This window comes from Streptomyces sp. NPDC030245, assembly GCF_055572995.1.
The window spans coordinates 93,422-119,418 of the sequence record NZ_JBVICF010000009.1; the positions used below are offsets into that span (position 1 = coordinate 93,422).

Genomic DNA, 25,997 nt, shown 5'->3' on the forward strand with positions numbered 1-25,997 from the left:
CCCCTGGTACGGATGCGACGAGAGGTGCGTTCAGGCCCGGCAAGGGGTCCTGCTGCGCCGGGGTGGCGGTGCCGGGCTTGCCCGGGGTGGGTGTACCGCAGTTGTGCCCGCCCCGGGGAGGACGGATTCTGTAGGGAATGAACGGGGCTGGTGTGGCGCCATGACGGCATGGAACGCATGGAACGCTGAGGCAAGCGCTGACTTCCGTGGTCCCCTCGATGTCACCAGGGCGGCCATGGCGGTCGTCGACGCGCAGAACACGGTGCTGGGGTGGAGCCCCGCGGCGGAGCGGCTCCTCGGGTACCGGCCGCAGGAGATCATCGGCCGGCCCCTGGCGACGTTCCTGCTGTCGCCGGGTCCGGCGCCCGCCGCCCGCCCGCTCTCCGCCGGCTCCCGGGGCAACGAGCTCCGCGTCGCCCGGCACCGGGACGGGCACGAGCTGACCGTCGCCACCGCGGTGTGCCCCCTGGCGGGCGCCGGGTCCACGGTGCGCGTCGTCGCCATCACGGAGCTGCGGGATCTGCGGCTGTGGGAGTCCCGGCAGGCGCTGCTGCACGGGCTGGCCACCCAGTCCCCCGTCGGCCTCGCCATCTACGACACCGACCTGCGTCTGACCTGGTGCAACACGGCGTACGAACTGGAGATGGGGCGGCCGTTCGAGGAGTTCCGCGGCTCCCGGGCCGACGAGATGTACTCGGAGGGACGGTTCGTGAGCAAGGGCCATCCGCCCACGCTCGACACGGTCATGCAGCATGTCCTCGACACCGGTGAGCCCTTCCTCGACCTGCACTTCCAGGGCCGGCCTCCCAGCGACCCGGAGAACGACCACCTGTGGTCCTGCGCGTACTACCGGCTCCAGGACGCCGACGGACATGTGTTCGGGGTCTGCGAGGACGCGTTCGACATCACCGACCGGTACAAGGCCCAGCAGCGGCTCGCCCTGCTCGTCGAGGCGGGCCGCGGCATCGGCACGGCCCTCGATGTGCGGGTCACCGCCGAGAAGATCACCGAGGTGGCCGTGCCGGAGTTCGCGGCCACGGTGACGGTCGACCTCGCGGAGGCGGTGCTCGACGGCGAGGTGCCGTCCACCAGCGGCGCGGCGGCGAAGTCGCTGATGCGGGTCGCCCGCTGCTCGGCCGGTGAAGCCGACTGCGCGCGGCAGCCGGGAGAGCCCCGCCCCGTGGAGTACCCGCCGGGTTCGCCGCAGTACCGCAGCCTCTCCTCCGGCGGTCTCGTGCTCGACGACGCGGCCCTGGTCGTGCCCCTGCGGGCCGGGAACAGCATCCTGGGCCTCGTCACCTTCGTGCGCGGCACCGGCCCGGCCACCTTCGACAGCGGCGAGGTGGCGCTCGCCGACGAATTGGTCGCCCGCACGGCCGTGTCCATCGACAACGCCCGCCGCTTCACCCGTGAGCGCACCGCCGCCCTGGCCCTCCAGCGGCAGCTGCTGCCGCAGCAGCTGCCGGAGCAGTCGGCGGTCGACCTGGCCCACCGCTATCTGCCCACGGACGACGTGACGGGGGTCGGCGGTGACTGGTTCGACGTCATCCCGCTCTCCGGGACCCGCGTCGGGCTCGTGGTGGGGGACGTGGTCGGCCACGGGCTCCAGGCTGCCGCCACCATGGGACGGCTGCGCACGACCGTACGCGCGTTCGCCCAGATGGACATGGACCCCGTGGAGCTCCTGTCGCGGCTCGACGATCTGGTGGGGCAGTCGGCGGAGGAGCAGTCGGGCGGGCACGGGCCGCCCGGCGGTTACACCGACGTGACCACCGGGGCGACCTGTCTCTACGCGGTCTACGACCCGGTGTCGCGGCGCTGCGTCATGGCCAGGGCCGGGCATCTGCCGCCGGCGGTCGTCGACCCGGACGGCCGGCTCTCCTTCCCCGATCTGCCGGCCGGGCCGCCGCTCGGCCTCGGCGGGCTGCCGTTCGAGTCGATGGAGATCGAGCTGCCGGTGGGCAGCCTGCTGGCTCTCTTCACCGACGGTCTGGTCGAGGCCCGTGACCGCGACATCGACCATGGACTCACCACCCTGGGACGGGTCCTCAGCGACCGACACGCGTCACTCGAAGAGCTGTGCGACCGGGCGGTGGCGGAGCTCCTGCCGGACGGGTCGACGGGCGACGACACCGCCCTGCTGCTCGTGCGCACCCGCGAACTCGACACCGCGCAGGTCACCGAGTGGGAGCTGCCCGCGGAACCGGTCGCCCCGGGCCACGCGCGGGAGCTGGCCACCCGTCAGCTGCACCACTGGGGCCTCGGGGAGCTGTCGTTCGCGACCGAGCTCGTCGTCAGCGAGCTGGTGACCAACGCGGTCCGGTACGCCGAAGGGCCGATCCAGGTGCGTCTGATCCGTGACCGCACCCTGCTGTGCGAGGTCGCGGACCGGGGCCACACCTCGCCGCACCTGCGCCACAGCGGCGACGAGGACGAGGGCGGGCGCGGCCTGTTCATCGTCGCGCAGCTCGTCCAGCGGTGGGGGACGCGCTACACCCGCTCCGGCAAGACCATCTGGACCGAACTGTCCTTTCCCCCTTAGCCGCGGTGATCTCGGGCATGCGGAGACGAGTGATCTTCGTTGCCGACCGCTGTTGGGGAGTGGCATGACCGTACCCATGCGCCCGGTTCGCCGGGCGGACCGTGAGCGGCGCTTCGATCTGCGGGTGACCGCCCTGTTCTTCGTGTTCGTCGCGATCATTCTGTGCGGCTCGGTGGTCGTGGTGCGTGTCGCGGCCCGGATGGTCGAGAGCAGCCCGCTGTGGATCGGCTCGCTCGCCGTCGTGGGCCTCGCGGCCTGTTTCCTCGGCCGGTCCAGGTGGCGCCGGTTCTCCGCGGCGAGGTACGCCCGTCGTACGGCCGAGGTGCTTGAGGAGGCGGCCGAGCGGGCGTCGGAGAGCCTGGAGAGCGTGCCGCCGCTCGTGCGGGAGACCGTGGAGGCCGCCGCCGTCGTGGTGGAGGCGCCGGTCGGTCCCGACTTCGCCGAGCTCGACCCCGACGCCTTCGAGCAGGCCATAGCCGAGCTGTGTGCCCGTGACGCGTGCCAGGAGGTGGAAGTCGTGGGCGGGGCCTGCGACTTGGGGGCCGATGTCGTGGCGGTCGCCCCCGACGGGCGGCGGATCGTCATCCAGTGCAAGCGGTACGGGGAGGACAACAAGGTCGGCTCGGAGGAGTTGCAGCGCTTCGGCGGCACGTGTTTCACCGTGCACGAGGCCGACATAGCGGCCCTCGTGACGACGAGCGACTTCACCGCTCCCGCCCTCGACTACGCGCAGCGGTGCGGCATAGTCTGCGTGACCGGTGCGGAGCTGCGGGCCTGGCGGGACGGCACCGGGCCGAGCCCGTGGGAGTCGGTGGTCCTCGACGCCTGACGGGGCTCGGCGCGGTCGCACGGGTCAGACCTTCGCTGCGTCCTTCTCGTGCGGGTGCGCGGTCGTCGGCGCGGGCGCGGGGCCGTGCTCGCTCAGGCCGAACCGGGCGTGGAGCCTGCGCAGCGGGCCCGGCGCGTACCAGGCCGTGCGGCCGAGCAGGCGCATGGCGGCCGGGACGAGGACGCCTCGTACGGCGATGGCGTCGATGAGGATGGCGAGCCCGCTGCCGAGGCCGAACAGCTGCATGAAGCTGATCTCGGCGGTGCCGAAGGCGAAGAAGCTCACCGCGATCAGGGCGGCCGCCGCGCTGACGATGCGTCCGGTGTGCCCGAGTCCGTTGACGACGGCGGTCTCGTTGTCCTCGCCCAGGTCGTGCAGTTCCTTGATGCGGCTGGTGACGAAGACTTCGTAGTCCATCGAGAGGCCGAAGGCGACGCAGAACATCAGGACGGTCATCGACGTCTCCATCGGCTGCGGGGTGAAGCCGAGCAGTCCGGAGAGGTGCCCGTCCTGGAAGATCCAGGTCATGACGCCGATGGTCGCCGCCAGGCTGATCGCGTTGAGGACGAGCGCGCGCAGCGGCTGCACGATGCTGCCGGTGAAGAGGAAGAGCAGCACGAAGGTGGTGACGGCGATCAGGCTTACGGCGAGCGGCAGCCTGCCGCCGATGGAGTCGTTGGAGTCGACGAGTTCGGCATCGGCTCCGCCCACCAGCGGGTGCGTCCCCGCGGGCGGGGTGGTTCCCCTGACCTCGGCGACCAGGTCCTTGGCCGCATCGGACTTCGGCGTCAGGTCGCTGACCACGTTGAGCTGCTGTGCCGTGGGGCGGCCTAGTGCCGCGTTGCCGGGGCCGGTCGGTTCGGGCCGCCCGTCGGCGTAGGTTCCGGTGCCGGCCTCGACGCGGGCGACGCCCTCCAGCGCGGAGAGCCGTGCGGCGTACGCCGCCAACGGCGCCTTGTCCACCGCCCGGTCGATGACGACGTGCAGGGCGGCGGCGTCGTTGCCGTCGAAGTTCTCCCGCAGGGCCGCCGAGACCTGGCGGCTCTCGGCGCCCTCGGGCAGCACGCGTTCGTCGGCCGTTCCGAAGGTGATGCCGAGGAGCGGGCCGGCCGCGAGCAGCAGTACGGCGAGCACGGGCAGCGCGGTGAGCGCGGGCCGCCGCATGACGGTGCGGGCCGCCCGTCCCCATCCGGAGGTCGCGGAGCCGGTGGCGCGGTCCGGCCTCGCCCACGGCATCCGGCCGCTGTTGACGCGGTGCCCCAGGACGTTGAGGAGGGCCGGCATCACGAAGAGGGTGGCGAGGGCCGCGATGACGACGACGCCGACGCCGGAGTATCCGAACGAGCGGAGGAAGTACTGGGGGAACACCATGAGCGCCGCGAGTGCGGCCGCCACCGTCGCCGCGGAGAACGCGACGGTGCGGCCCGCGGTGCTCATCGTCCCGCGCACAGCGTCCTCCACGCTCGCGCCCGCCGCGAGCTGTTCCCGGAACCGGCTGATCATCAGCAGGGCGTAGTCGACGCCGAGGCCGAGGCCGAGCGCGGTGGTCAGGTTGATCGCGAAGATGGAGACGTCGGTGACGCCGCCGACGAGCCGGAGCTCGGCGAAGACGCCCACGACGGCGATGAGCGCGACGGCCAGCGGCAGCAGCGCGGAGACGACGGTGCCGAAGACGACCAGGAGCAGCAGGAGGATGAGCGGTACGGCGATGGCCTCGGCGAGGACGAGGTCCTTCTCGGTCTGCGGCCCCATCTCGTGGCTCACGCCCGCGCTGCCGCCGGCCTTGACGGTGAGGGTGCCCTCGTAGGTTCCGGCGTACTTGTCGATGACGCCCTTGGCGTTCTCCTGCTGCTCGGCGTCGTGCCCCTTCACCCGGGCGAGCACGAGGGCCTCGCGGCCGTTCTCGGAGCGGAGGCCGGGGTTGTCCGTGTCCCAGTACGAGACCACGTTGTCGAGGTCCCGTTCGCCCTTGAGGTCGGCCACCAGGGCCCGGCCGGTCCGCTCGGCGGCCGGTGCGTCGACGCGGCCGTCGGAGGCACGGACCAGGAGCACCAAATTCGTCTCTCCGCCGAACCTCTCGTCGATGACGTCCCTGGCCCGGGAGGACTGGGAGGCCGGGTCGTCGAACCCGCCGCCCAGCAGCTTCCCGAACGCACCGGCGCCCAGGGCGCCCATGAGGACCACGACCACGGCGGTGACGACGAGTACCAGCCGGGACCGTCGAATCGTCAGCTCGGCTATGCGTTCGAACACGCGGGCTCTCCTTGTGTGTTGCGCGAGTGTGCGCGGAAACGTGCGCCGCCGCCGAACCTAGCGAGGATCAACTTCATTGAGCAGTGTTAGATTTTCTTCACAGGTCACATGATTCCGATGCGGTGTCAGGGACAGCCGTCGTACGGTCGCCGCATGTCCCCAGCCGAAACCCCCAAAGCCCCCATGTCCGGCCTGACGCTGCGCGAGCGCCGCCGGGCCGTCGCCGCGCAGGAGATCGTCGGCGCCGCCGAGTCCCACATCGTCGAGCACGGCCCGCACGCCCTGTCGCTGCGGGCGGTGGCCCGCGCCCTCGGCATGACCGTGCAGGCGCTGTACCACTACTTCCCTAGCCGGGACGACCTCGTCACCGCGCTGATCACCAAGGCGTACGACGACCTCGCCGACGCCGTGCAGGCCGCCACCGAAGCGCCGCCGGACGACCCGGGTCTGCCGGGCCTCGTCGTCGCGGCCGAGGGCTACCGCCGGTGGGCCATCGACCATCCGGAGCGGTTCCAGCTCCTCTACGGAGCGCCGCTGCGGCACTACCACGCGCCCGTCGACGGCCCCACCACGGAGGCGAACCGCCGGATGGCCGCGGTCTTCGAGCGGGAGCTGTTCCGCGACTTCACCCCGGCCCAACTGGCCGCCGCCGACACCCGGTCGCTCTCCCCCGCGTTCCTGGAGCACCTGGAGGATCTGTCACCGATGAGCGGCGACCCCCTGCCGCCTCCCGCGACCGCACTGCTCCTGAGCGTGTGGGGATACGTGCACGGCATGGTCGCCCTGGAGGTGTTCGGCCACACCGGGTTCCTCGGCACCCACCAGGCCGAGCTCTACCGCATGGCGATGCGGAACCTCCACGAGGACGTGCGCAGGCGGGTGGGGAAGCAGCCCTGACTTGTCGATTATCGATATGCCCGGCTAGGGTCTGGGCATATCGACAATCGATAGGAAGGGGCGCGGTGAACACGCGACTCACGAGGACTCTGGCCTCGGTGACCTTTGCACTGGCGGCGCTCTGCGGGCTCGCCTTCGCCGGCACGGCGCTCACCCACATGCTCGACGACGGAGCGGTCTGCGTGCAGACGGACTTCTGGGCCAACGCCTCACTCGGACCGGAGGCCCCACCGGTCGGCCGGGGCGTGGAGGCGTCTGCCAGCGCCACGCGCCTGTGTCAGGACAGCCCTTCCGTGGCGCAGCGCGCCGCCGACCTCGGGGGCCGCCTCCCCTGGCTGCTCTTCGGGGCCATCGCGCTGCTGCTCTTCTCCCGGCTGCTCAACGCGGTCGTGCTTCAGGGCCCGTTCACCGACACGGTGGCGCGCCGGCTCTCCGTCCTCGGCTGGTGTGTCGCCGTGGGCACGCCGCTGGCCGGGCTCGTCGTGGGCTGGTCGGAGTCCTGGCTCACCGGGAGCATGGCACCGGTCGCGGGTTCCGGGCCGACGGTCACCGGGCCGCAGGCACTCGTCCTCGCCGGTCTCGCCGCGGTGATCATGGGCAGGATCATGCGCGAGGGCGTGCGCATGCGGGAGGACCTCGAAGGGACCATCTGATGGCCGAAGAGGAACTGCACTCGATCCGGATCCATCTCGACCGGCTCCTCGCCGAGCGCGGCATGACACTCACCGAGCTGTCCGAGAAGGTCGGCATCACCGTCGTCAACCTGTCCGTGCTGAAGAACGGGCGGGCCAAGGCCGTCCGCTTCTCGACCCTGTCGCGGATCTGCGACGTCCTGCGGTGTCAGCCGGGGGACCTGATCACCCACGACCCGGCCCCGGCAGCGGACGTCGAGTAGGTCACGTCCGCCTGCCGGGGCCACTGCGCACCGCGCTCCTCCTCAGCGTGTGACGACGTGGCGCTCGTCGGGCACGCAGTGGGTCATGGTCAGACCGGAGACGTCCCGCGGCGGGTTCTTGCCCAGCCGCTCCAGGCGCGTGCGGTCCTCGTCCGTCAGCGTCTGGCTCGGCAGCGGTTCCAGGTGGGACACGTCGTCGGGCCCGATGCCGAGCCCTTCGCCGACGCGCAGCCCGAGGTCGTTCTCGACCAGCAGGAAGTGCCAGACCATGCGCTCCTGGACCTTCCGGTCGCACTGGGAGATCAGGTCCACGAAGTTGCGTACGAGATCGTCGCGCTCCCAGTCCTCCATCAGCAGGTAGCGCTGGCCGGCCTGGAGGTAGTCGTTGGTGAGCGGGATCCGCTTGCGGGTGAGCCGGCCCCGGATCTCCGGGCCCTGCTCGTCGTGCGTCGGGTACTGGCCCTCGCGGAGCCCGCCCGTGATCGACGGTTCGTAGTTGACCTCGGGGTTCTCGTTCGCCGCGCGGTTGTCGTACGCCATCGCGGCGTCGCGCTGGTTGGTGCGCACCTCCGCGTTCTTGGCCTGGTTCACCGGCAGTTGCAGGTAGTTCGGGCCGACGCGGTAGCGCTGCGTGTCGCTGTAGGAGAAGGTCCGCCCGACGAGCATCTTGTCGTCGGAGAAGTCGAGACCGTCGACCAGGACACCGGTGCCGAAGGCGATCTGCTCGTTCTCGGCGAAGTAGTTGTCGACCGTGCGGTCGAGCACCATGCGCCCGACGGCCTTCGGCGGGAAGTCCTGCTCCGGCCACGTCTTGGTGTCGTCCAGCGGGTCGAAGTCCAGCTCCGGGTGCTCGCCGTCCTCCATGACCTGCACGAGCAGCTCCCACTCTGGGTAGTCGCCCCGGCGGATCGCCTCGTACAGGTCCTTGGTGGCGTGGCCGAGCTCGCCGGCCTGCACGTTCGCCGCGTCCTCCTCGGTCATGCTGCGCACGCCCTGCTTGGGCATCCAGTGGTACTTGACGAGGACGGTGTCGCCGTCGGCGTTGACCCACTTGTAGGTGTTCACGCCGAAGCCCTGCATGTGCCGGTAGTCCGCGGGGATGCCCCGGGGACTGAAGAGGTTGACCAGCATGTGCATGCTCTCCGGGGTCTGCGACATGAAGTCGAAGATGCGGGAGGGCTTCTGCTCGTGCGAGACGGGGTCGGGCTTCAGCGCGTGGATGACGTCGGGGAACTTCACGGCGTCCCGGATGAAGAAGACGCCGAGGTTGTTGCCCACCAGGTCCCAGTTGCCGTCCTCCGTGTAGAACTTGACGGCGAAGCCGCGCGGGTCGCGGGCGGCCTCGGAGGAGTCGCGGCCGCCGATGACGGTGGAGAAGCGCAGGGCGACGTCGGTGCGCTTGCCTTCCTCCTGGAAGAGTTTGGCGCGGGTGTACCGGCTGATCGGTTCGTCGCCCCACTTCCCGTACGCCTCGAAGTAGCCGAAGGCGGTGACGCCCCGGGCGTGGACGACGCGCTCCGGGATGCGCTCGCGGTCGAAGTGGCTGATCTTCTCCAGGAAGTGGTAGTTCTCCAGCGTGGCCGGGCCTCGCGCGCCGACCGTGCGCTGGTTCTGGTTGTCGTAGATGGGATGACCCTGCCGGTCGGTGAGGACCGGCCGGGGGTCGTCCGCGGGTGAACCCATGCTGGATACGTCCGTCATGCCCATCGGCTCCTTGACGAGATGACCGCGTGCGCGGGCCTGCGGGCAGGCGCGCGTGCGGTCTGGATGGTTGAGCCCCAGTACCCCGCCCCGTCCACGATCACACACATGGGGCCGGGGCGCCGCGCCGGCCGCACGGGGTTCAGCCGTCCGGACGTCGGACCACACGAACGAGGCCGTCGCTCCCTGTTTCCGTCGGCGGCGACGGGTTACCTGTCGCCTGGGCGGCCCCCTCCTTGAGGCGCAAAGGCCGCCGACGCGCTTGAGTGGAGGCCTCGGTGTTTCATGACTCTCGTAAGGAAGGCACTGGCGTGCAGCGGTTCAGGGGAGTCCTACGGCGTGCGCGCAGGGCGTACTCCGGCGAAGAGGAACACCGGCTCGGCGGGCACCTCGGGGCCGTCGTCGCGTTCGGCGCGTACACGGCGGCCTGGGGCACGGCCGTCCACCTGCGCAAGACCAAGCTTCCCGAGCGGCCCGAGCCCTGGGACATCCTGCTCGCGGCGACGGCCACGTTCCGGCTCAGCCGACTGCTCAGCAAGGGATCGGTCACCAGCCCCCTCCGCGCGCCGTTCACACGTTACGAGGAGGGCACCGGCCCGGCGGAGGTGAAGGAGAGCCCGCGCGGCGGAGACCTCAAGGCGACCGTGGGCGAGCTCGTCACCTGCCCCTTCTGTCTGAGCGTCTGGCTGACGGCCACCGTCACCGGCGCCCATCTGCTGTGGCCGCGTGCCACGCGGACCGTGACGGGCGGCCTCGCCACGCTGGCGGTCGCCGACGTCATGCAGCTGGGGTACGACTGCCTGGTGCAGAAGAACGGCGAGTGAGCGCCGTGCACCACGAGACGGCCGTGCACCACGAGACGCCGGGCTCAGGTGCACAGGCGTCCGCGGGCCTCCGTCTCGTCGCCCGCGCGGCACGGGGCGTCGCGCGTCGCCGCCGCGCACCGGCCCTGCACCCCTCGGGCGTCAGCTGTGACGGCGTGCTCACCGTCCGGCCGGGCGGTGTCCCCTGGGGTGAGCCGTGGCTCGACGAACCCGGTGAGTACCGGCTCAGGATGCGGTGGTCGCGCGGCGTCGGCCTGCCGGGGAGGGTGCCGGACGCGCTGGGGCTCGCGCTGCGGGTGCGTGACGCGGGAGGCCCCGGCCGGCCGCTGGACCTGCTGCTGACCACCAGCGGCTCGGGGCGCCGCACCAGGCACCTGCCGGTGCCGCGGCTCAACGCGCTGGCGGGGCCGTACTCCACACTGCTCTCCTACCGCGTCGGCACCGGCGAGGCGCTGATCGCCGCACATCCCGACGTGACCTCGCCGTTCGTGCCCGGCGGCGTCGAGTCACTGCGCACCGCCCTTCGGACGGCTCCGCTCACCTTCCACCTGTGCGCGGCCCCGCCGGGACAGGCGTGGCGGGTGCTGGGCACCCTCACCACCGGCCGCGTCCACGGCGCGCCGCCCGCGGACGCGAATGCCGATGCGTACGACCCGTATGTGAACCGGCTGGCACAGCTGCGCCCCACGGCCAGGTTCGCCGCCCTGCGGGAAGCCGCCTATGCCGCGTCCAGGCAGGGCCGGCAGGCGGTCGACCCCGGAAAGCCGTGACGCGAAGGACAGCCGAGACGCGAAATATCCGACATGCGGAGGAATGCTGGCCGAGGGCCGGGACACAAGAGGCCGTGCACCCCTGCAAGCAGCGGATATGAGGGAGAACGACCCATGCTCATGGCCCATCTCGTCCTGAAGAACCTGCTCGAACAGTACGAGGAGCTGCGCGCTCTGCACGCCGAGACGGGCAGCGCGGCGGCGCGGCGGCGGATGGAGGACGTCGCCTACTCGCTGTGCGTGTCGACCGGCACGGGAAGCGTCGACGCCTCCCTCGCCGTCGCCCGGTTCCGGCTGCGCCGGGTCGGCGCGGGACGCGAACCTCTGGTCGCCGCCTGAGCCTCTGGCGCGCGAACGGCGTGCGGGGGGAGGGAGAGGCGGATGAAAATGCCTGGCGCCTTGGTCTACGCCAATGGGGTCCGTCCCAGTATTCTCATCCGTGGCCGGCCAGCACACCATGGTGACCTCCCCCCCCATTCGCCGCCTCCAGGAGGATCACGGTGAACGTTCGCACCAGAAGCTCGGCAGTCATCGGCAGCCTCTGCCTCGTCGTCTCCCTCGCCTTCACCTCGGCGTCCGCGGACGAGTCCGACCCGCCGCGCCAGGAAGCAGCCCCCAAGGTCGCGCTCAAGCAGGTGGCCATGGCCAAGAACCCGTCCGCCGGCGCCGCAGGCCCCGGGGGCACGGTCTGGATAGCCGAACGCGCGGGCACCGTAAGGGTCCTGGGGCCCCACGGGCTCGGCAGGCCCGTCCTCGACATCTCCGCCGAGACGACCACCGACGGCGAACGCGGCCTGCTGGGCATCGCGTTCGACCACAAGTTCGCGCACTTCTACATCTCGTACACGGACCTCGAAGGCACCAGCACCGTCGACGAGTTCGCCGTGCGGAACGGGCGGATCCGGCCCGAGACCCGGCGCACCGTCATCACCCAGACGCAGCCCTACGCGAACCACAACGGCGGCGACATCAAGTTCGGCCCGGACCGCTACCTCTACATCGCCCTCGGCGACGGCGGCTCGGGCGGTGACCCGCACGGCTACGGGCAGAACCTCGACACCCTGCTGGGCAAGCTGCTGCGGATCGACCCGCGCGGCGGCAAGCCGTACGCCATCCCGGCGGACAACCCGTTCGTCGGCGCCCCGAACGCCAGGGACGAGATCTGGGCGTACGGGCTGCGCAACCCCTGGCGGTTCTCCTTCGACTCGGGCACGGGCGACCTGCTGATCGGCGACGTCGGCCAGAGCGACTGGGAAGAGATCGACTGGGCCCCCGCGAAGAGCGACGGCGGCGAGAACTACGGCTGGGCCCGGATGGAGGGCAACCACCCCTTCCGCGGCGCCACCGAGCCCGCCAACCACGTACCGCCGGTGCACGAGTACGGCCGCGGCGGACTCGGCTGCTCGGTGACCGGCGGATATGTGTACCGGGGCAGGGCGATCCCGGAGCTCAGGGGTCAGTACGTGTTCAGCGACTACTGCGACGGCACCCTGCGCACCCTGCGGATCGAGAACGGCAAGGTGACCGGCGTCGGCGACCTCGGCGTCAACGGCGGCGAGGTCGTCTCGTTCGTGCAGGGCGGCAGGGGCGAGCTGTACGTGCTCGACATCGGCGGCAGCGTCGCCCGCCTGGACCCGGCGTGAGGGAGTAACAGCACACCCCGCGCGGTCCGGAGCGTCGGGAGGGCTACCGGCCGTTGGCCGAGAAGTGCTGGTAGTCCGGGGCGGGCCAGCGTCCGCCCCACCGCCAGCCCACCGCACGCATCGCCGTGGTGACGGCGTCGCCCGCCTGGATCATGCCCGGGGCGGTGCGGCGCCGGTCGAGGTAGGCGGCTCCCGCGGCGGGGTGAACGCGGCCGTTCCGGTCGACGTACGGGTTCTCCAGGGTGTTGATGTCGACCGCGTCCCCGTACGAGTGCCGGGAGAGCCTGGCCGGATTCCCCGTGACGCGGCGGCAGTTGAAGGCCGAGGTGTTGTCGTCCTTCATGGCCGCGACGTCGCTGCCGCCGTACTCCGCCATCGGCCGCATTTTGCGGATGGGGAAGCGGGCCACGAAGGCCCGGCCGAAGACGTGCAGCATCGGCCGCACGGCCTCCTTGCGCACGACGAGGCGGCCGGGGTGGACGCGGCCGTCGAATCCCCAGTGGTTCATCCGGATGAGCCGCAGCCCGGCGGGCGCGACCGGGCAGCCCGGATGCCAGCTGCGGCCCAGGTCGCGCGCGGAGACGGCCGTGACGCGCGCGTCGAGAGCGGGCGGCCTCGGTGCGTCGGCGGAGGCCGGGGCGGGGCCGAGTGCGGTGGGCAGGAGCATGGCCGGGGCGGTGAGCGCGAGGAGCGTGCGGGCGCGGAGCTTGGTCACCCCTCAGACATAACGCGCTCCCGCGGATCGACCCTGTCCGAAAAGCCGACCATCGGCCGCCATTCGCCCGATTGGTCCGCCGGGTGGGGCGCGAGGGCGGCAGCAGTTTTTCCTTTCTCTGGACAAAGTGTGGACGTCCTCGGACACCGTCCCTACGCTGAGCGTCGCTTTGCCACAGAAATCTGCGTAACCCATGCCGGAATCCACCGGAACCACGCAGGAGGAAGAGTGAAGCCACGCCACGGACCGATATCCGGCCGCACCCGCCGCAGAGCCCGAAGATCCACCGGACTGCTCCTGACCGCCCTGCTCGGCGGTGGACTGCTGACGCCCGCCGCCGCGGACGACGAGCCGCGGCCCTTCGCGGACCTGCCGCCGCAGGAACCCGGCGTCACCCTGCGGGTGTTCGACGTACAGACCCCGCTGAAGAAGCTGTGCGACCTCAAGCCCGCCCAGACCCCCAATGTCGACAAGCTGATTCCGACCGCCGACTGGACCTCCACGGACGGCTTCGGGTTCAGCAACAACTTCGTGTCGCAGATCATCGGCAATCTGCACGTGCCCGAGGCGGGCGCGTACGACTTCCGGCTGATCAGCGACGACGGTTCACGGCTCTTCCTCGGCGGCCAGCAGGTCATCGACCACGACGGACTGCACGGCGCCGAGCCCAAGGACGGCCGGATCACGCTCAACGCCGGGCCGCAGGCGCTGCGCATCGACCACTTCGACGCGGGCGGCGAGCAGCAGGTCACCCTCCAGTGGAAGCCGCCGGGCGCGAGCGGGTTCACGGTCGTGCCGAACTCGGTGCTCAGCACCGACGCCGATGTCGTCCGGGTCACGGCGCCGGGCCGCAAGGAGTGCGAGGGGACGTACGACACACCCGGCGACGGCCTGCCGCTCACCGAGGTCAACCCCGGCTACGACCTGACCGACCTGCGCCCGAAGGGCTTCGAGCCGCAGGTGTCCGCGATGGACTGGCTGCCCGACGGCCGGCTCGCGATCTCCACGTGGGGCGGCAGCCAGGAGACGAAGGGCGAGGTGTACCTCCTCGACCACGTCACCGGTGACACGAGCCCCGAGAAGGTCACGTACAAGAAGATCGCCGACGGGCTCAGGGAGCCTATGGGCATCAAGTACGTGGACGGGAAGCTGTATGTGTCGGAGAAGCACCAGCTGACCGAGTTGAACGACACGGACGGCGACGACGTCACCGACGACAAGCGGAAGATCGCCGAGTGGCCGTACGGCAAGAACTTCCACGAGTTCGCCTTCGGTCTGCTCTACGACAAGGGCGACTTCTATCTGAACCTCTCCGTCGCCATCAATTACGGCGGCGCGACCACCGACCCGCAGCCCGCCCCGAACCGCGGCACGACCATCAAGGTCAACAAGAAGACGGGCAAGGTCAGTTATCTCGCCGGAGGCCTGCGCACCCCGAACGGGATCGGACGCGGCCCCGAAGGCGACCTGTTCGTCACGGACAACCAGGGCGGCTGGCTGCCCGCGTCCAAGCTGGTGCACATCAAGCAGGGCCGCTTCTTCAACCACTACATGAACCCCGACGGGCCCTACGACGACAAGCCCGTCACCAAGCCGGTGCTGTGGCTCCCGCAGAACGAGATCGCCAACTCGCCCAGCACACCCATGCGGCTGAAGAAGGGTCCGTTCGCCGGGCAGATGGTCTTCGGTGACGTCACGTACGGCGGACTTCAGCGCGCGGACCTGGAGAAGGTGAAGGGCGAGTACCAGGGCGCGGTGTTCCGGCACACGCAAGGCCTGGAGTCCGGCATCACCCGGATCAGCGAGGGCCCCGACGGCGCGATCTACACCGGCGGGCTCGGCGCCGACGGCAACTGGGGCCAGGAGGGCAAGCTCCGCTTCGGCCTTCAGAAGCTGACACCGAACGGCACGACCGCCTTCGACGTCAAGACGATGCGCGCGACCCGCGACGGCTTCGAACTCGCCTACACCAAGCCCCTGTCCGAGGAGACCGCGGCCAAGCTCACCAAGGGCGCGTACGCCGTCGAGCAGTGGCGCTACGCCCCGACGCCGGCCTACGGCGGCCCGAAGATCGACGAGGAGGTGCTGCCCGTCACGTCGGCGAAGCTCTCCGAGGACCGGCGCAAGGTGCGGCTCACCATCCCGGGGCTCAAGAGCGACCGTGTCGTCCACGTCCGCTCCCCGCGCCCGTTCTCCGCGGCGTCGGGTGAGCGGCTCTGGTCCACCGAGGCCTGGTACACCCTGAACGCCAAGCCGGGCCCTGCCGAGCCCGTCACCACCTACGACGCCGAATCGGCGCGGCTGTCCGGCAGCGCGGACATCGACACCGAGCACGCCGGCTTCACGGGCGCGGGCTTCGTCGACGGTTTCGGTGCGCAGGGCGCCAAGGCGGCCTTCGACGTCGAGGTGGCGGAGAAGGGCGTGTACGACGTCGGCCTGCGGTACGCCAACGGCCCGCACCCCTCCCCCGGCACCAAGACGGTCGGCGTCAGCGTCAACGGCGCACCCGCCGAGCGGACGAGCCTGCCGTCGACGGGCCAGTGGGACCGCTGGTCCACCAGGACGGAACGCCTCGAATTGCGCAAGGGCCGCAACACCATCACCTACGGGGTGGGGGCCGGGGACACCGGGCACGTCAACCTCGACGCCGTCGAGATCCGGCGCCCCGGGGCGCGGATCGACCTCTTCTCCGGCGGCAGCGTCGCGTCGGCCTGGCAGCACACCGACGGCCGCAGCGCCGCATGGCCGCACACCGCCGAGCGGTCCATGGAGGTCTGCTGCGGCGACCTGCGGACGAAACAGCACTTCGAGGACTTCAGGCTGCACGTCGAGTTCCGGGTGCCGAAGCTGCCGGACGACGTCACCGGACAGGACCGCGGCAACAGCGGGGTCTACCTCCAGGAACGGTACGAGCTTCAGATCCTGGAATCGTACGGCGTGCCGAAGCTCGCGGACGACGAGGCGGGGGCGATCTACCGGAAGAAGGCCGCCGACCGCAACGCATCGAAGCCGCCGGAGACCTGGCAGACGTACGACGTGACATTCCGTGCCGCGCGCTTCGACGCGGACGGCAAGAAGACGGCGGACGCGCGGGTCACGGTGGTGTGGAACGGCGAGAAGGTCCACGACGACGTGGCCGTCGACGGCCCGACCGGCGGAGGTGACCCGGAGTCGGCGGCGGCCGGCGCCGTCAGATTGCAGGACCACGGCAACAAGGTCCGGTTCCGCGATGTGTGGGTGGAGCCGCTGACCTGAGCTGGCGGGGCCCGTCGGTTGCCGGTCAGCCGCCCGTGAAGAGCGCGGTCCCGTCGGGGCCCAGGGCCTCGACGCGCGCTCCGTGTTCGACGGTGCGGCTGACCGTGCAGTACTTCTCGTGCGTCAGCCGGATGGCGCGCTCCAGCGTCTCGGCGGCGCGGGGGTCGCCCTCCGCCATGTCGAGTTCGTAGGCGACCCGGACGACGCCGACACGGCCGTCGTCCTCGGGCCTCGACACCGACTCCACGACGATGCGGAGCCCGTCGTGGGGGACGGTGCGGGCCGTGCGGTCCACGACGAGGCCGCCGCATCCGCCGAGCGCGGCGAGGAGGAGCTCGACGGGGGTGAAGGAGGGCTGGGCGCCCGGGTCGTCGGCGGCGGCGACCCGGACCTCGGCGCCGCGGTCGTTGCGGACGGTCCAGTCGCGTTCGCCGTTGCGTACGGTCTCGATGCGGTAGTCGGCCATGACCGAACCGTAACCGGACATCTCCCCGCGAGCGGGGCGGCTTCCCCGGCTCTGGTCCGAACCAGGGAAACCTGGACCGGAGCGGCCCCCCGGGGGAACGCCACCGCCGGCCCTGTGCGCCAAGTCCCCCGATTCGCAATCTTCACGCATGCGCGCCCTGGAGCGTCCCACCCACGCGTTCCAGGCGGCTTGCGTTTCCCCTGGTCACAGCGGGTTTTCGTGTTCCAGCGTCCCCAACTTCCCGGCATTCGTGGCGGTCGGGACGGCTCGCCCCGCAGGGTGGATCCGTGCTCGCCGGGCGGCGTCCGCGGCCCGGTCCGCGAGCACTGTTCCGCAGCAACGACTTTGGGAGTACGCACATGGTTCGCAAGCGCTCACGTCTGATCGCCGTGCCGGTCGCGGCCGTCGCCCTGACCCTGACGCTCGCCGGTCACCAGGCCGGCGCGGCCGAGGCGTCCGCGGCGGCCCCGTGCCTCGCCGGCGCCACGACGCTGGTCGGCGACCTCGACGGCGACGGCCGCCCGGACAGGATCACGAATCCGGGGCACACCGGCACCAAAATGACGGTCCAGTGGGGAGCCGCCGACGGCACGTTCGGTGTGAAGCACAGCGTCGGCAAGCTGGTCGGCGCCAAGCCCGGCGAGGTCGCCACCGCCGCGGTCGCCGACTTCCAGAACGACGGAAAACTGGACATGGTCGTCAACATCGTCGAGCCGTCCGGCGGCGACGACCCGGCGACCGCCCGCGTCGCCGACTACCGCCCCGGCCCGCTCAAGCGCGCGAACCTGGCCTCGGCCCGCGCCCGGCACCTGGACATCGGTGAGGCCGGTGAGGCCCGCGAGCTCCGCGTCGCCAACTACGGCGACGACGCCTACCCGGACCTCGCGATCCTGAACTACGCCGGTGACGGCGTCCTGGAGCGGAACGTCCGCCTGTCGAAGCCGGCCAGTGGCCCGGGCGCGTACGACCAGGAGCACGAGCAGAAGTACGGCGACTGGGGCACTCCGGCCGAGCCGCCGGCCATGCCCGGCGACGGCTGGAAGCACTTCTACAAGTCCTGCTCCTGATCCACCCCTTCGGGCGCCGCCGGGTCCTTTCGGCACCGGCGGCGCCCTCCGCCCACGTGAGGAAGATCCCTTGTCCACGTCAGTCACCGACACGCCCGTCACCGGCATGCCTGTCGCCGAACCGAAGACGAACCGGGTGCGGGTCGCCGTCACCGCGCCCGACCCGATCAGCCGCGAAGGAGTCCTCAGCCAGCTGCGCCGGCACCCGGACGTCGAGCTGTGCGAGAACTCCGGGCCCGCCACCGTCGCCCTGCTCGTCGAGGACACCATCGACGAGGCGGCGCTCGCCCGGCTGCGGCGCACGGTGCGCAGCGAGGGCGCGCGGGCCGTGCTCGTCACGGGTGCCGTCCGCGAGCACGAGCTCATCGACGTCATCGAGTGCGGTGTCAAAGCCGTCGTCTGGCGCCGCGAGGCGACCGCCCAGCGCCTGGCGCAGGCGGTGCTCACCGCCGCACGGGGAGGCGGCGACCTGCCCGCCGACCTGCTGGGCCAGCTGATCGGCCAGGTGCGGCGCCTGCACCGGGGCGGCGCCGACGAGCCGGGCTTCTTCGCGGGCTTCACCCAGCGCGAGATGGACGTGGTGCGCCTGGTGGCCGAGGGGCTCGACACCGCGCAGATCGCGCTGAAGCTGGCGTACTCCGAACGGACCGTCAAGAACGTGATGTACGGCCTCACCACCCGCCTGCACCTGCGCAACCGCGCGCACGTGGTGGCGTACGCGCTGCGCGAGGGCTATATCTGAGGGTTCCACTCTCACACGGTGAAGCGGACCGATTCGAGCTGGAGGTTCAGCTCCATCGGGCTGCCGCCGTACTTCCAGTCGCCGGGATCGGTGCACACCTCGCCCGTCCACTGCCGTTCCTTGACATAGGTGTCGTGGCACACGGAGCCGTCGAAGACCTTGAGGGTGAATCCCTGAAGGGCGGGGTCCGCCTCCTCGGTGCTGCCGAGGACCATGTCCTCCTCGTCGTCCGCGTTCTCCCACTGGTCGCCGTTGCGCCAGCCTTCACCCACGTAGGCGCCGGCGCCGGTGACACCCTGGGTGTCGGAGACGGCGACGTCGAGGGCCTTGACGGCCGTGCCCGCCGTGCCGGCCTCGGCCCCGTCGCACACCGGGGCCTGCCAGCCGTCGCCCTCGACGAAGACGCGGTAGCAGATGTGGCGGCCCTCGCTGCCGCCCGCGAGGTCACGCACCGCGGTGGCCGCCGTCTCCTCCTCCGGCTCTTCCTCCCCGCCGCCACCGCCGTCTCCGCCGCCCTCCGGTTGTGCGGGTTCCTCCTTGTCGGGCTTCTCCGCGGGCTCCTCGGGTTTCTCCGCGGGCGGGGACGGCGCGCTGCTCGCCGGCGGGGGCGGTCCGGCCGGCTCGACCTTGCCTGCCTCCTGCGGCTTCTCGCGGGCCGTGGTCTGCAACTGCGGCCGGTAGGTCAGCCAGATCGTCACGACCGCGACCGTCACCGCGAGGAGCAGGCCCAGGGCGGCGGCCAGCCACCCCGGCAGCACCCCGCGCTGCACGAACGTTCCGGCCACGTCCACCGGCTCGGCGCCGGAGCGCCGCACGGCCAGCGAGTAGGGCTGCTCCTGTTTCGCGCCGAACCAGATGATCTGCTGGGGCCGCAGGGTCGCCTTCACGAACGCGGCCCGGCCCGGCGCGATCTGTACGTTGCCGGGCTCCAGGTCGTACGTCAGGTCGCCGCTGTCACCACCGCCGAGCGACGCGGTGACCGCGGTGTTGCCGAGGTTGTCCACCGCCAGCTGCGGCCGCCCCCGGAACCACCCCCTGACCGTCGGCGGCACGAGCTCGGCGCGCACCTCGGTGAACGGTGTGACGGTGAGGCTGCCCTCCGGGACGGTGACGGCGCCCGGCTGTTCCGTCGGCGTGATCCGTACCGCGTACAGGACCGGTCCCGCGAGCGCGTCCGGCGTGCGCGGCGGGGCGAACGTCAGCTCCACCGTGCCGGTCGTCCCCGGGTAGAGCCGCAGCACCGTCGGCTCCACCCTGGTCCAGGGGGCGGCGTCGCCGACCGGTTCGAAGCGGTAGGCGTCGACGATGTCACCGGTGTTGCGCACCCGCAGCAGCACCGTGGCGCTGCCGCCGGGGTCGACGGTCGTGGAGGCGGGTTCCAGAGAGGTCCAAAGGCTCACGTCACGACGGTAGGAAAGCCCGCGCCGCCCGTCAGGAGCCCACCGGGCAGATCCGGCTGCCCGAACAGGCAGGCGCGCCGCGCGCTCGTCAGACGGCGGGGTAGGGGTGGTCGTTGAGCAGGCGGGCGAGGTGGACCGCGTTGGCGGCGAGGGTGCGGGTGGTCTCGGCGACCTGCTCGGGGGTGGCTTCGAGATCCTGGTAGTCGGTGCCGTGCTGGGCTTCGCCGACCCAGTACGTGACGGCGTTGGGGGCCAGCGAGAAACCGATGTCGTTGAGGCCCTGGAACGTGTCGGCGCTGACCTTGTGCGCCCCGTCCTCGTTGCCGACGACGGCGACCACGGCGACCTTCCCGTAGGTGAAGGGGCGTCCCTGCTCGTCCGTCTCCGACGACTCGGCGTTGAGCCGTTCGAGGACGCGCTGGCAGATGCTGGAGGGGTGGCCCAGCCAGATGGGGGTGGCGATCAGGAGGATGTCGGCCTGGAGGACCTTCTCCCGCAGCCGCGGCCAGGCGTCGTCGCCGCCCATGTCGACGGCGACGCCGGGGAGCACGTTGTGGTCGGCCACGCGCACGGTCTCGGTGGTGACGTCGAGCTTTTCGAGCTCGCGCAGCACCTGGTCCGACAGGAGCTGGCTGCTGGAGGGTTCGGGGGACGCGTTGAGGGTGCAGACCAACGAGAGGGCGCGCATGGCTTTTCCTTCTGTGCTGTGACGTCGGAGGGTCCGCCACCAGGCTGCGCACAGGGTCGGCGGTGCCGCCAGGTGGCCGCCGGGGGCGGAGACCACCTCGCGTACCCGGGACCGGCCCCGTGATGCGCGCCGATGGGAGCGCGGCCGGGCGGCCTACTCCTCCGCCTCCTCGCTCTCGAAGTGCAGGGCGATGGACCTCAGCACGTCCGCGGAGGACACGTCGGTGCGTCCCTCGTCGTGGACCTCGGCGAGCTGTGCGAAGGAGAAGGCGAAGGCGGACGTGATCTGTTCGATGACCGGTCCCAGCTCCTGGCCCACCACCGCGGCGACCTCGATGGGGGTGGCCTCGGCGGGGAGTTCGATGCGCGGCAGCATCTCCTCGAGCATCGCGCCGACCGCGCCGCTGTTCTCGATCTCTCCGCCCGGGTTCTCCCGTACCTGCCTGCGCATTTCGAGCGACTCGGTCAGGATGCCGACGACTCGTTGAATGATCTCGCGCTGCTCCATACGGCGAAGCCTAGACGCAGGAGAGTGGGCGGGCGGGGACCGAGGAGCCAGCTCGCCGGTCCGCCGGGCGGGCGGCGGTCAGCCGTCGGGCGCGACGAAGTCGCACCAGACGGCCTTGCCCTCGCCGCGCGGCTCGACTCCCCAGCGCGAGGCGACCGCCTCCACCAGGAGCAGGCCGCGGCCGGAGGTTGCGGTCTCGGCCGGGGATCTCCTGCGGGGGCGGTCGCTGGACCGGTCGCCCACCGAGAGGCGGACGCGGCGCGGCGGGCCGGAGAGGACCTCCAGCGTGAGGATGGCGCCCGCGTCGGTGTGGACCAGGGCGTTGACGAGGAGTTCGCCCGCCGCCACCTCCACGTCGTCGGCGACGGCGCCGAACCCCCACGCCGTGAGGTGTTCGCGCAGCGCCGCGCGCGCGTCGGTGAGCCCTTCCGGGTCGGCCTGGTGGACGTACCGGTGGATGCGGGGTTCCTGGGGTGTGCCGGGGTCGGGGAGCCGGCGCAGGACGAGGAGCGCCACGTCGTCGCCGGTGCCCCAGCGCTCCCACAGGGCGTGCGAGAGGTGGTCCGCCAGGTCCTCGGCCGCCTCGGGGCCGGCGCGCATCTCGTCGGCGAGGTTGCGGATGCCGGTGTCGAGGTCGAGGCCGGCGTCCTCGACGAGTCCGTCCGTGCAGAGCACCATGGTCTCGCCCGGCACGAGGTCGAGCCGCACCTCGGGGTAGTCCTCCATGCCGAAGTCGGTGGCCAGGCCCAGGGGCAGGCCGCCGGCGACGCGCGGCACGCCCACCCTGCCGTCCACGTGCCGCACGAGAGGCGGCAGATGTCCGGCCCGCACGGCGCGCACGATGCCGGTGGCGGGGTCGAACTGGGCGTACGTGCAGGTGGCGAACCGCTCGGTGTCCAGCTCGGCCAGGAAGCGGGAGGCGCGGGACAGCACGGTGCCGGGCGGGTGTCCCTCGCCGGCGAAGGCCCGCAGGGCGATGCGCAGCTGGCCCATGATGGCCGCGGCGTGGGTGTCGTGTCCCTGTACGTCTCCGACGACCAGGCCGATGCGGCCCCGGGGCAGGGTGATGACGTCGTAGAAGTCGCCGCCGACCTCACGGCCGCCCCAGGCGGCGTGGTAGCGGACGGCGACCTCGGAGTCCGGGACGGCGGGGATGCCCCGCGGCAACATCGTGGCCTGGAGGCTCTTGGCGAGGTCGCGTTCCTCGTCGAAGAGCATGGCGCGTTGCAGCGACTGGGCGACGATCCCGGACAGGCCGATGCAGAGGTTGCGGTCGGCGTCGGTGAAGTCCTTCCTGCCGCGGTAGAAGAGCGCGAGGCCTCCGATGGCGCGGTTCTGCGCGACCAGCGGCAGGAACGCCGCCGAGTCCAGCTTCAGGTGCTCCATGTACGGCCGCAGGTGCGTGAGGCGCCGCGCGAGGTCGGGCAGCGAGCCCACGAAGCGGGGCTGCCGGGTCATGACGGCCTCGGCGAGCGGCAGCGACTGGTCGAACTTGTGCAGCTTGAGTTCGTCGAGTGCCTGCATCGTCTGGCCCACCAGGGCGATCAGCTTCAGGTTCTCGCCCTCGACCAGGCCGAGGACGAGGCCGTCGGCGGCGAACCGGTCGAGGCCGCTGGCGCCGGACAGCACGGCGACCACGTCGTCGACCGTGACGGCCCGCGAGAGCGCCTCCGTGGTGCCCTGCACCATCAGGGCGATGCCCTGGCGCCGCTCCTCCCTGGGGTCGATGGCGGCCAGTTCCGATCCGTCGTTCTCGGCCGTCCGCAGCACTCCGAGCACCCGTACGGCCCGGCCGTCGCCGTCGCGCAGGATGTGGCCCCGCGCGTGGCCGAGGTGGATGGAGCCGTCCCGGTGCCGGGCCCGGAAGTAGACGCCGTACAGGTCCTTGCCTTCGGTGACGGCCTGGGTCACGGCGTAGTTGATGCGCACGGCCTCCTCGGGCGGAATGCGCCGCTGCAACGAGGTCACGAAGCCGTCGAATTCGTCGGGCCGCAGGTCGAGCACCGCGAGGGCCCCGGCGTCGAGGCTTAGTGCGCCGCTCACCAGGTCCCAGTCGAAGCTGCCCACACCGGTCAGGAGCAGGCGCTCGGCCGGCTCGACGGGTGGCTTCTTGGCTGACGTCATGGCTGTCTCCGTAGGCCGCTCGGCCACCCTATGCGCCGGGTGCGCCACCCGCCTGCCGGGAACGGGCCCGGCCTTTCGTCCCGCGTCAAACAGGACCTTGGTCCTGTGTGAGCCGCTCTCGAAGGGACATTCGATGTGTGATGTCGGCCTGGCAACCCAGCGCCGACCGGTGCACAAGGAAAGGAACGTGCTCGTGGGCATCATCGCCTGGATCCTGATCGGCCTCATCGCCGGGGCAATCGCCAAGGCCCTCACTCCCGGCAAGGACCCGGGGGGCTGCCTGGTGACCATCTTGATCGGCATCGTGGGCGGCCTGCTGGGTGGCTGGCTGGGCAAGGTGATCTTCGGCGTCCACTCGATCAACGGGTTCTTCCACCTGTCGACCTGGATCGCCGCCATCATCGGCTCCGTGATCGTCCTGTTCGCCTACCGCCTGTTCACGGGCAAGCGGTGACCGTCGCCGCGGTATTCGGAAGCGCGCACCCTCGCGGGGTGCGCGCTTCCGCGCTTTCCGGGGCGGGTTACGCGCCTTCCGGGAAGGGTTCCGCGCTTTTCGGTGAGGGGCACCCGAACGCCTATTAGCTCAAGCGTTCGATTCGCGCGGTACAGTGGACGCATGGCAACGCACCAGCTCCAGGGATCGCTCTTCGACCAGAGCGACGACGTGCGCCTGGGCTCCCTGGACGGCATCCGCAGGACGGTCCTCGGCGACGGGGCCTGGCTCGACCTGCTGCCGGGCTGGCTCGGCGGCGCCGACATCCTGTTCGAACGGCTCGCCGCGGACGTCCCGTGGAAGGCCGAACGCCGGCAGATGTACGAGCGGGTCGTGGACGTACCGCGCCTCCTCGCCTTCTACGGCGCCGGGGAACCGCTCCCCCACGCCGTGCTCGACGAAGCCCGGCGGTCCCTCTCCGCGCACTACGCCGCCGAGCTCGGCGAACCGTTCACGACGGCCGGCCTCTGCCACTACCGCGACGGGCGCGACAGCGTGGCCTGGCACGGCGACCGCATCGGCCGCGGGGCCCGCGAGAACACGATGGTCGCCATCCTCTCCGTGGGCGCGCCCCGGGACCTGCTGCTCCGCCCGCGCCGCGGCGGCGCGACCGTCCGGCACCCGCTCGGACACGGCGACCTGATCGTGATGGGCGGCTCCTGCCAGCGCACCTGGGAGCACGCCGTCCCCAAGTCGGCCCGGGCGGCCGGAGGGCGCATCAGCATCCAGTTCCGGCCGCACGGGGTCCGCTGACGCACCGCCGCGCCGCTCGCCCCGCGTGCGGCCGCCCCGCCCGTCACCGCCCTGCCCGTCACCGCCTCGACCGCAGGGCGAAGAGCCGGGTGAGCGGGTGGAAGCGGTAGCGGCCCGGAGCGCGGGACTCCAGGAGCTGCACGTCGACCAGCTGCTCCAGGATCACCTCGGTCGCCGCCACCGCCCCGCCCGTCGTCGCGGCCGCCCCCGCCACCGTCAGCTCGCCCTGCCCCGCGGCGAGCAGCGGGAGCGCGAGCGCCGCCGCCCGGCCGGTGGCACCACGGGCCAGCAGGTCCCGGTGGCCCGCCTCCAGGGCCGCGTGCATGTCCAGATCCGCGAAGGACAGCTCCGCGAGGCGGCGCGCCGGATCGGCCAGCCGGTCGGCGAGCTCCCGCACCGGCCACCGGGGGCGCGCCGCGAGGCGGGCGCCCGCGATGCGCAGGGCGAGGGGGAGGTGGCCGCAGTGGCGCGCGATCGACTCCGCGGCGCCGCGCTCGGCGGCGAGCCGCCCCGGACCCGCCCAGAGGTCGAGCACCGCGACGGACGCCGGGGGCGGCAGCGGCGCCAGGTGGAGGTGGGTGGCGCCGTTCAGGGTGGCGAGGACGCCGAGGCTGGTCACGAGGACGGCGCAGCCGTGTGCCGCGGGCAGCAGGGGCCGCACCTGGGCCGCGTCCGCGGCGTTGTCGAGGACGATGAGCACCCGTCGTTCGGTGAGCAGCGTGCGGTAGACGGCCGCCGCGTCCGCCGCGCCGCCCGTGACCGGCCGCGGCGCGCCCAGCGCGGACAGGAACCGCCTGAGGACGACGGCCGGCGGCACGGGACGCTCGCCGCGGTGCGAGCCGCGCAGGTCGGCGTAGAGCTGACCGTCGGGGAACCGTTCGGCGAGCCGGTGGGCCGCGTGCACGGCGAGCGCCGACTTGCCGACACCGCCGGGCCCGTCGAGCGCGACCACGACGGGGCCACTGCCCCGCGGCCCCGGGCGCAGTACGTCGAGCGCCGCCGACTCGGCGCCCCTGCCGAGGAGTTCGGGGATGTCGGGCGGCAGCTGACGGGGCACGGGCGGCACGGCACAGGCGTCGCCCGCGCCCGGCGGACCCGTCCGGCCGTCGGCCGCCGTGCGGGAGCGGCGCGCCTCCTCCACCCGGTCGCGGGCCGTCGCGAGCAGCCGCAGCTCGCGGCCGGTCGCGCCCAGCAGCTGGACCAGGGTGTCGAAGCGGTCCGTCGGCGGCAGGGTCTTGCCCGCGAAGTAGTCGCCGATCACTCCGTGCGCCCAGCCGGTCCGCGCCGCCAGCTGGCGGTAGGTGAGCTGCGCGCCGCCGTTCCTGCGCGCGGCCCGCCTGCGCAGCTGCCGCAGCAGCGCGGCCAGCGCGTCGGCCGTGTCCACGGTGTCGACGGGGCCGAGGCCCGCGGCCGCCTCCCGCGGCTCCCCGCCC

23 protein-coding genes are annotated in these 25,997 nt (G+C 71.9%); 14 read left to right on the forward strand and 9 right to left on the reverse strand.

The window, feature by feature from the left end; all coding sequences use genetic code 11:
- Window positions 1-160: 160 nt before the first annotated feature.
- Together ACZ4Z4_RS23890 and ACZ4Z4_RS23895 are read left to right on the forward strand one after the other, a co-directional pair.
- Window positions 161-2,542, forward strand: a complete 2,382-nt coding sequence (locus ACZ4Z4_RS23890) for a SpoIIE family protein phosphatase (RefSeq protein ID WP_468330680.1) — start codon at window positions 161-163, stop codon at window positions 2,540-2,542.
- Between the two features lie 64 nt (window positions 2,543-2,606).
- Window positions 2,607-3,371, forward strand: coding sequence for a restriction endonuclease (locus ACZ4Z4_RS23895; protein WP_468330683.1), 765 nt, complete (start codon window positions 2,607-2,609; stop codon window positions 3,369-3,371).
- A 24-nt stretch (window positions 3,372-3,395) separates the two neighbouring features.
- Here the strand turns inward: ACZ4Z4_RS23895 and ACZ4Z4_RS23900 are convergent, their stop codons facing one another.
- On the reverse strand, window positions 3,396-5,624 hold the full coding sequence (locus tag ACZ4Z4_RS23900; protein ID WP_468330685.1) for an MMPL family transporter: 2,229 nt from the start codon (window positions 5,622-5,624) through the stop codon (window positions 3,396-3,398).
- 153 nt (window positions 5,625-5,777) lie between these two features.
- Between ACZ4Z4_RS23900 and ACZ4Z4_RS23905 the strand changes: the two genes are divergently transcribed.
- From ACZ4Z4_RS23905 to ACZ4Z4_RS23915, 3 genes are all read left to right on the forward strand, one after another.
- Window positions 5,778-6,521: a TetR/AcrR family transcriptional regulator gene (locus ACZ4Z4_RS23905; protein WP_468330688.1), complete on the forward strand. Its 744-nt coding sequence runs from the start codon at window positions 5,778-5,780 to the stop codon at window positions 6,519-6,521.
- A gap of 98 nt (window positions 6,522-6,619) precedes the next feature.
- Window positions 6,620-7,174: a DUF2975 domain-containing protein gene (locus ACZ4Z4_RS23910; protein ID WP_468330691.1), complete on the forward strand. Its 555-nt coding sequence runs from the start codon at window positions 6,620-6,622 to the stop codon at window positions 7,172-7,174.
- Window positions 7,174-7,416 (forward strand): helix-turn-helix domain-containing protein, encoded by a 243-nt coding sequence (locus tag ACZ4Z4_RS23915; RefSeq protein ID WP_468330694.1) that lies wholly within the window; start codon window positions 7,174-7,176, stop codon window positions 7,414-7,416. Before ACZ4Z4_RS23910 ends, ACZ4Z4_RS23915 begins: the two co-directional genes overlap by 1 nt.
- 42 nt (window positions 7,417-7,458) lie before the next feature.
- Here ACZ4Z4_RS23915 and ACZ4Z4_RS23920 read toward each other — a convergent pair whose 3' ends face one another.
- A complete protein-coding gene (locus ACZ4Z4_RS23920; protein WP_468330697.1) occupies window positions 7,459-9,117 on the reverse strand; it encodes a catalase in 1,659 nt (552 codons plus the stop codon).
- Between the two features lie 311 nt (window positions 9,118-9,428).
- On the opposite strand from ACZ4Z4_RS23920, the gene ACZ4Z4_RS23925 reads away from it, so the two are divergent.
- The 4 genes from ACZ4Z4_RS23925 (at window position 9,429) to ACZ4Z4_RS23940 (ending at window position 12,354) form a co-directional block, all read left to right on the forward strand.
- Window positions 9,429-9,941 (forward strand): DUF1360 domain-containing protein, encoded by a 513-nt coding sequence (locus ACZ4Z4_RS23925; RefSeq protein WP_468330700.1) that lies wholly within the window; start codon window positions 9,429-9,431, stop codon window positions 9,939-9,941.
- A complete protein-coding gene (locus ACZ4Z4_RS23930; RefSeq protein ID WP_468330703.1) occupies window positions 9,938-10,711 on the forward strand; it encodes a phosphodiesterase in 774 nt (257 codons plus the stop codon). The genes ACZ4Z4_RS23925 and ACZ4Z4_RS23930 overlap by 4 nt, the downstream gene beginning before the upstream one ends.
- Before the next feature lie 114 nt (window positions 10,712-10,825).
- On the forward strand, window positions 10,826-11,050 hold the full coding sequence (locus ACZ4Z4_RS23935) for a DUF5133 domain-containing protein (protein WP_468330706.1): 225 nt from the start codon (window positions 10,826-10,828) through the stop codon (window positions 11,048-11,050).
- Between the two features lie 161 nt (window positions 11,051-11,211).
- Complete coding sequence (locus tag ACZ4Z4_RS23940; RefSeq protein ID WP_468330709.1) at window positions 11,212-12,354, forward strand: PQQ-dependent sugar dehydrogenase; 1,143 nt, start codon at window positions 11,212-11,214, stop codon at window positions 12,352-12,354.
- A gap of 43 nt (window positions 12,355-12,397) precedes the next feature.
- On the opposite strand, the gene ACZ4Z4_RS23945 is transcribed toward ACZ4Z4_RS23940, so the two are convergent.
- Entirely contained in the window at window positions 12,398-13,069 is a 672-nt protein-coding gene (locus ACZ4Z4_RS23945; protein ID WP_468330712.1) for a M15 family metallopeptidase, read from the reverse strand.
- Between the two features lie 228 nt (window positions 13,070-13,297).
- Here ACZ4Z4_RS23945 and ACZ4Z4_RS23950 point away from each other — a divergent pair, with 228 nt between their 5' ends.
- A complete protein-coding gene (locus ACZ4Z4_RS23950; RefSeq protein ID WP_468330715.1) occupies window positions 13,298-16,324 on the forward strand; it encodes a 3-keto-alpha-glucoside-1,2-lyase-like domain-containing protein in 3,027 nt (1,008 codons plus the stop codon).
- Window positions 16,325-16,349: 25 nt separating this feature from the next.
- Here the strand turns inward: ACZ4Z4_RS23950 and ACZ4Z4_RS23955 are convergent, their stop codons facing one another.
- A complete protein-coding gene (locus tag ACZ4Z4_RS23955; RefSeq protein ID WP_468330718.1) occupies window positions 16,350-16,790 on the reverse strand; it encodes an OsmC family protein in 441 nt (146 codons plus the stop codon).
- A 359-nt stretch (window positions 16,791-17,149) separates the two neighbouring features.
- Between ACZ4Z4_RS23955 and ACZ4Z4_RS23960 the strand changes: the two genes are divergently transcribed.
- Together ACZ4Z4_RS23960 and ACZ4Z4_RS23965 are read left to right on the forward strand one after the other, a co-directional pair.
- The gene (locus ACZ4Z4_RS23960) at window positions 17,150-17,857 is read left to right on the forward strand and encodes an FG-GAP repeat domain-containing protein (protein WP_468330721.1); all 708 of its coding nucleotides are present in this window, start codon (window positions 17,150-17,152) and stop codon (window positions 17,855-17,857) included.
- Window positions 17,858-17,963: 106 nt separating this feature from the next.
- Window positions 17,964-18,599: a helix-turn-helix transcriptional regulator gene (locus tag ACZ4Z4_RS23965; RefSeq protein ID WP_468331463.1), complete on the forward strand. Its 636-nt coding sequence runs from the start codon at window positions 17,964-17,966 to the stop codon at window positions 18,597-18,599.
- A gap of 11 nt (window positions 18,600-18,610) precedes the next feature.
- Here ACZ4Z4_RS23965 and ACZ4Z4_RS23970 read toward each other — a convergent pair whose 3' ends face one another.
- The 4 genes from ACZ4Z4_RS23970 to ACZ4Z4_RS23985 form a co-directional block, all read right to left on the reverse strand.
- Window positions 18,611-19,999 carry a hydrolase gene (locus ACZ4Z4_RS23970; protein ID WP_468330724.1) on the reverse strand — a complete coding sequence of 463 codons (1,389 nt, stop codon included), beginning with the start codon at window positions 19,997-19,999 and terminating at the stop codon, window positions 18,611-18,613.
- Window positions 20,000-20,087: 88 nt separating this feature from the next.
- The gene (locus ACZ4Z4_RS23975) at window positions 20,088-20,687 is read right to left on the reverse strand and encodes a flavodoxin family protein (RefSeq protein ID WP_468330727.1); all 600 of its coding nucleotides are present in this window, start codon (window positions 20,685-20,687) and stop codon (window positions 20,088-20,090) included.
- A gap of 153 nt (window positions 20,688-20,840) precedes the next feature.
- Window positions 20,841-21,194 carry a hypothetical protein gene (locus ACZ4Z4_RS23980; RefSeq protein WP_468330730.1) on the reverse strand — a complete coding sequence of 118 codons (354 nt, stop codon included), beginning with the start codon at window positions 21,192-21,194 and terminating at the stop codon, window positions 20,841-20,843.
- Window positions 21,195-21,272: 78 nt separating this feature from the next.
- On the reverse strand, window positions 21,273-23,318 hold the full coding sequence (locus ACZ4Z4_RS23985) for a SpoIIE family protein phosphatase (RefSeq protein WP_468330733.1): 2,046 nt from the start codon (window positions 23,316-23,318) through the stop codon (window positions 21,273-21,275).
- 193 nt (window positions 23,319-23,511) lie between these two features.
- Here ACZ4Z4_RS23985 and ACZ4Z4_RS23990 point away from each other — a divergent pair, with 193 nt between their 5' ends.
- A complete protein-coding gene (locus tag ACZ4Z4_RS23990; protein WP_468331466.1) occupies window positions 23,512-23,772 on the forward strand; it encodes a GlsB/YeaQ/YmgE family stress response membrane protein in 261 nt (86 codons plus the stop codon).
- 162 nt (window positions 23,773-23,934) lie between these two features.
- Complete coding sequence (locus ACZ4Z4_RS23995; protein WP_468330736.1) at window positions 23,935-24,564, forward strand: alpha-ketoglutarate-dependent dioxygenase AlkB; 630 nt, start codon at window positions 23,935-23,937, stop codon at window positions 24,562-24,564.
- Between the two features lie 58 nt (window positions 24,565-24,622).
- Here ACZ4Z4_RS23995 and ACZ4Z4_RS24000 read toward each other — a convergent pair whose 3' ends face one another.
- Complete coding sequence (locus ACZ4Z4_RS24000; protein WP_468330739.1) at window positions 24,623-25,948, reverse strand: helix-turn-helix domain-containing protein; 1,326 nt, start codon at window positions 25,946-25,948, stop codon at window positions 24,623-24,625.
- Window positions 25,949-25,997: the final 49 nt, after the last annotated feature.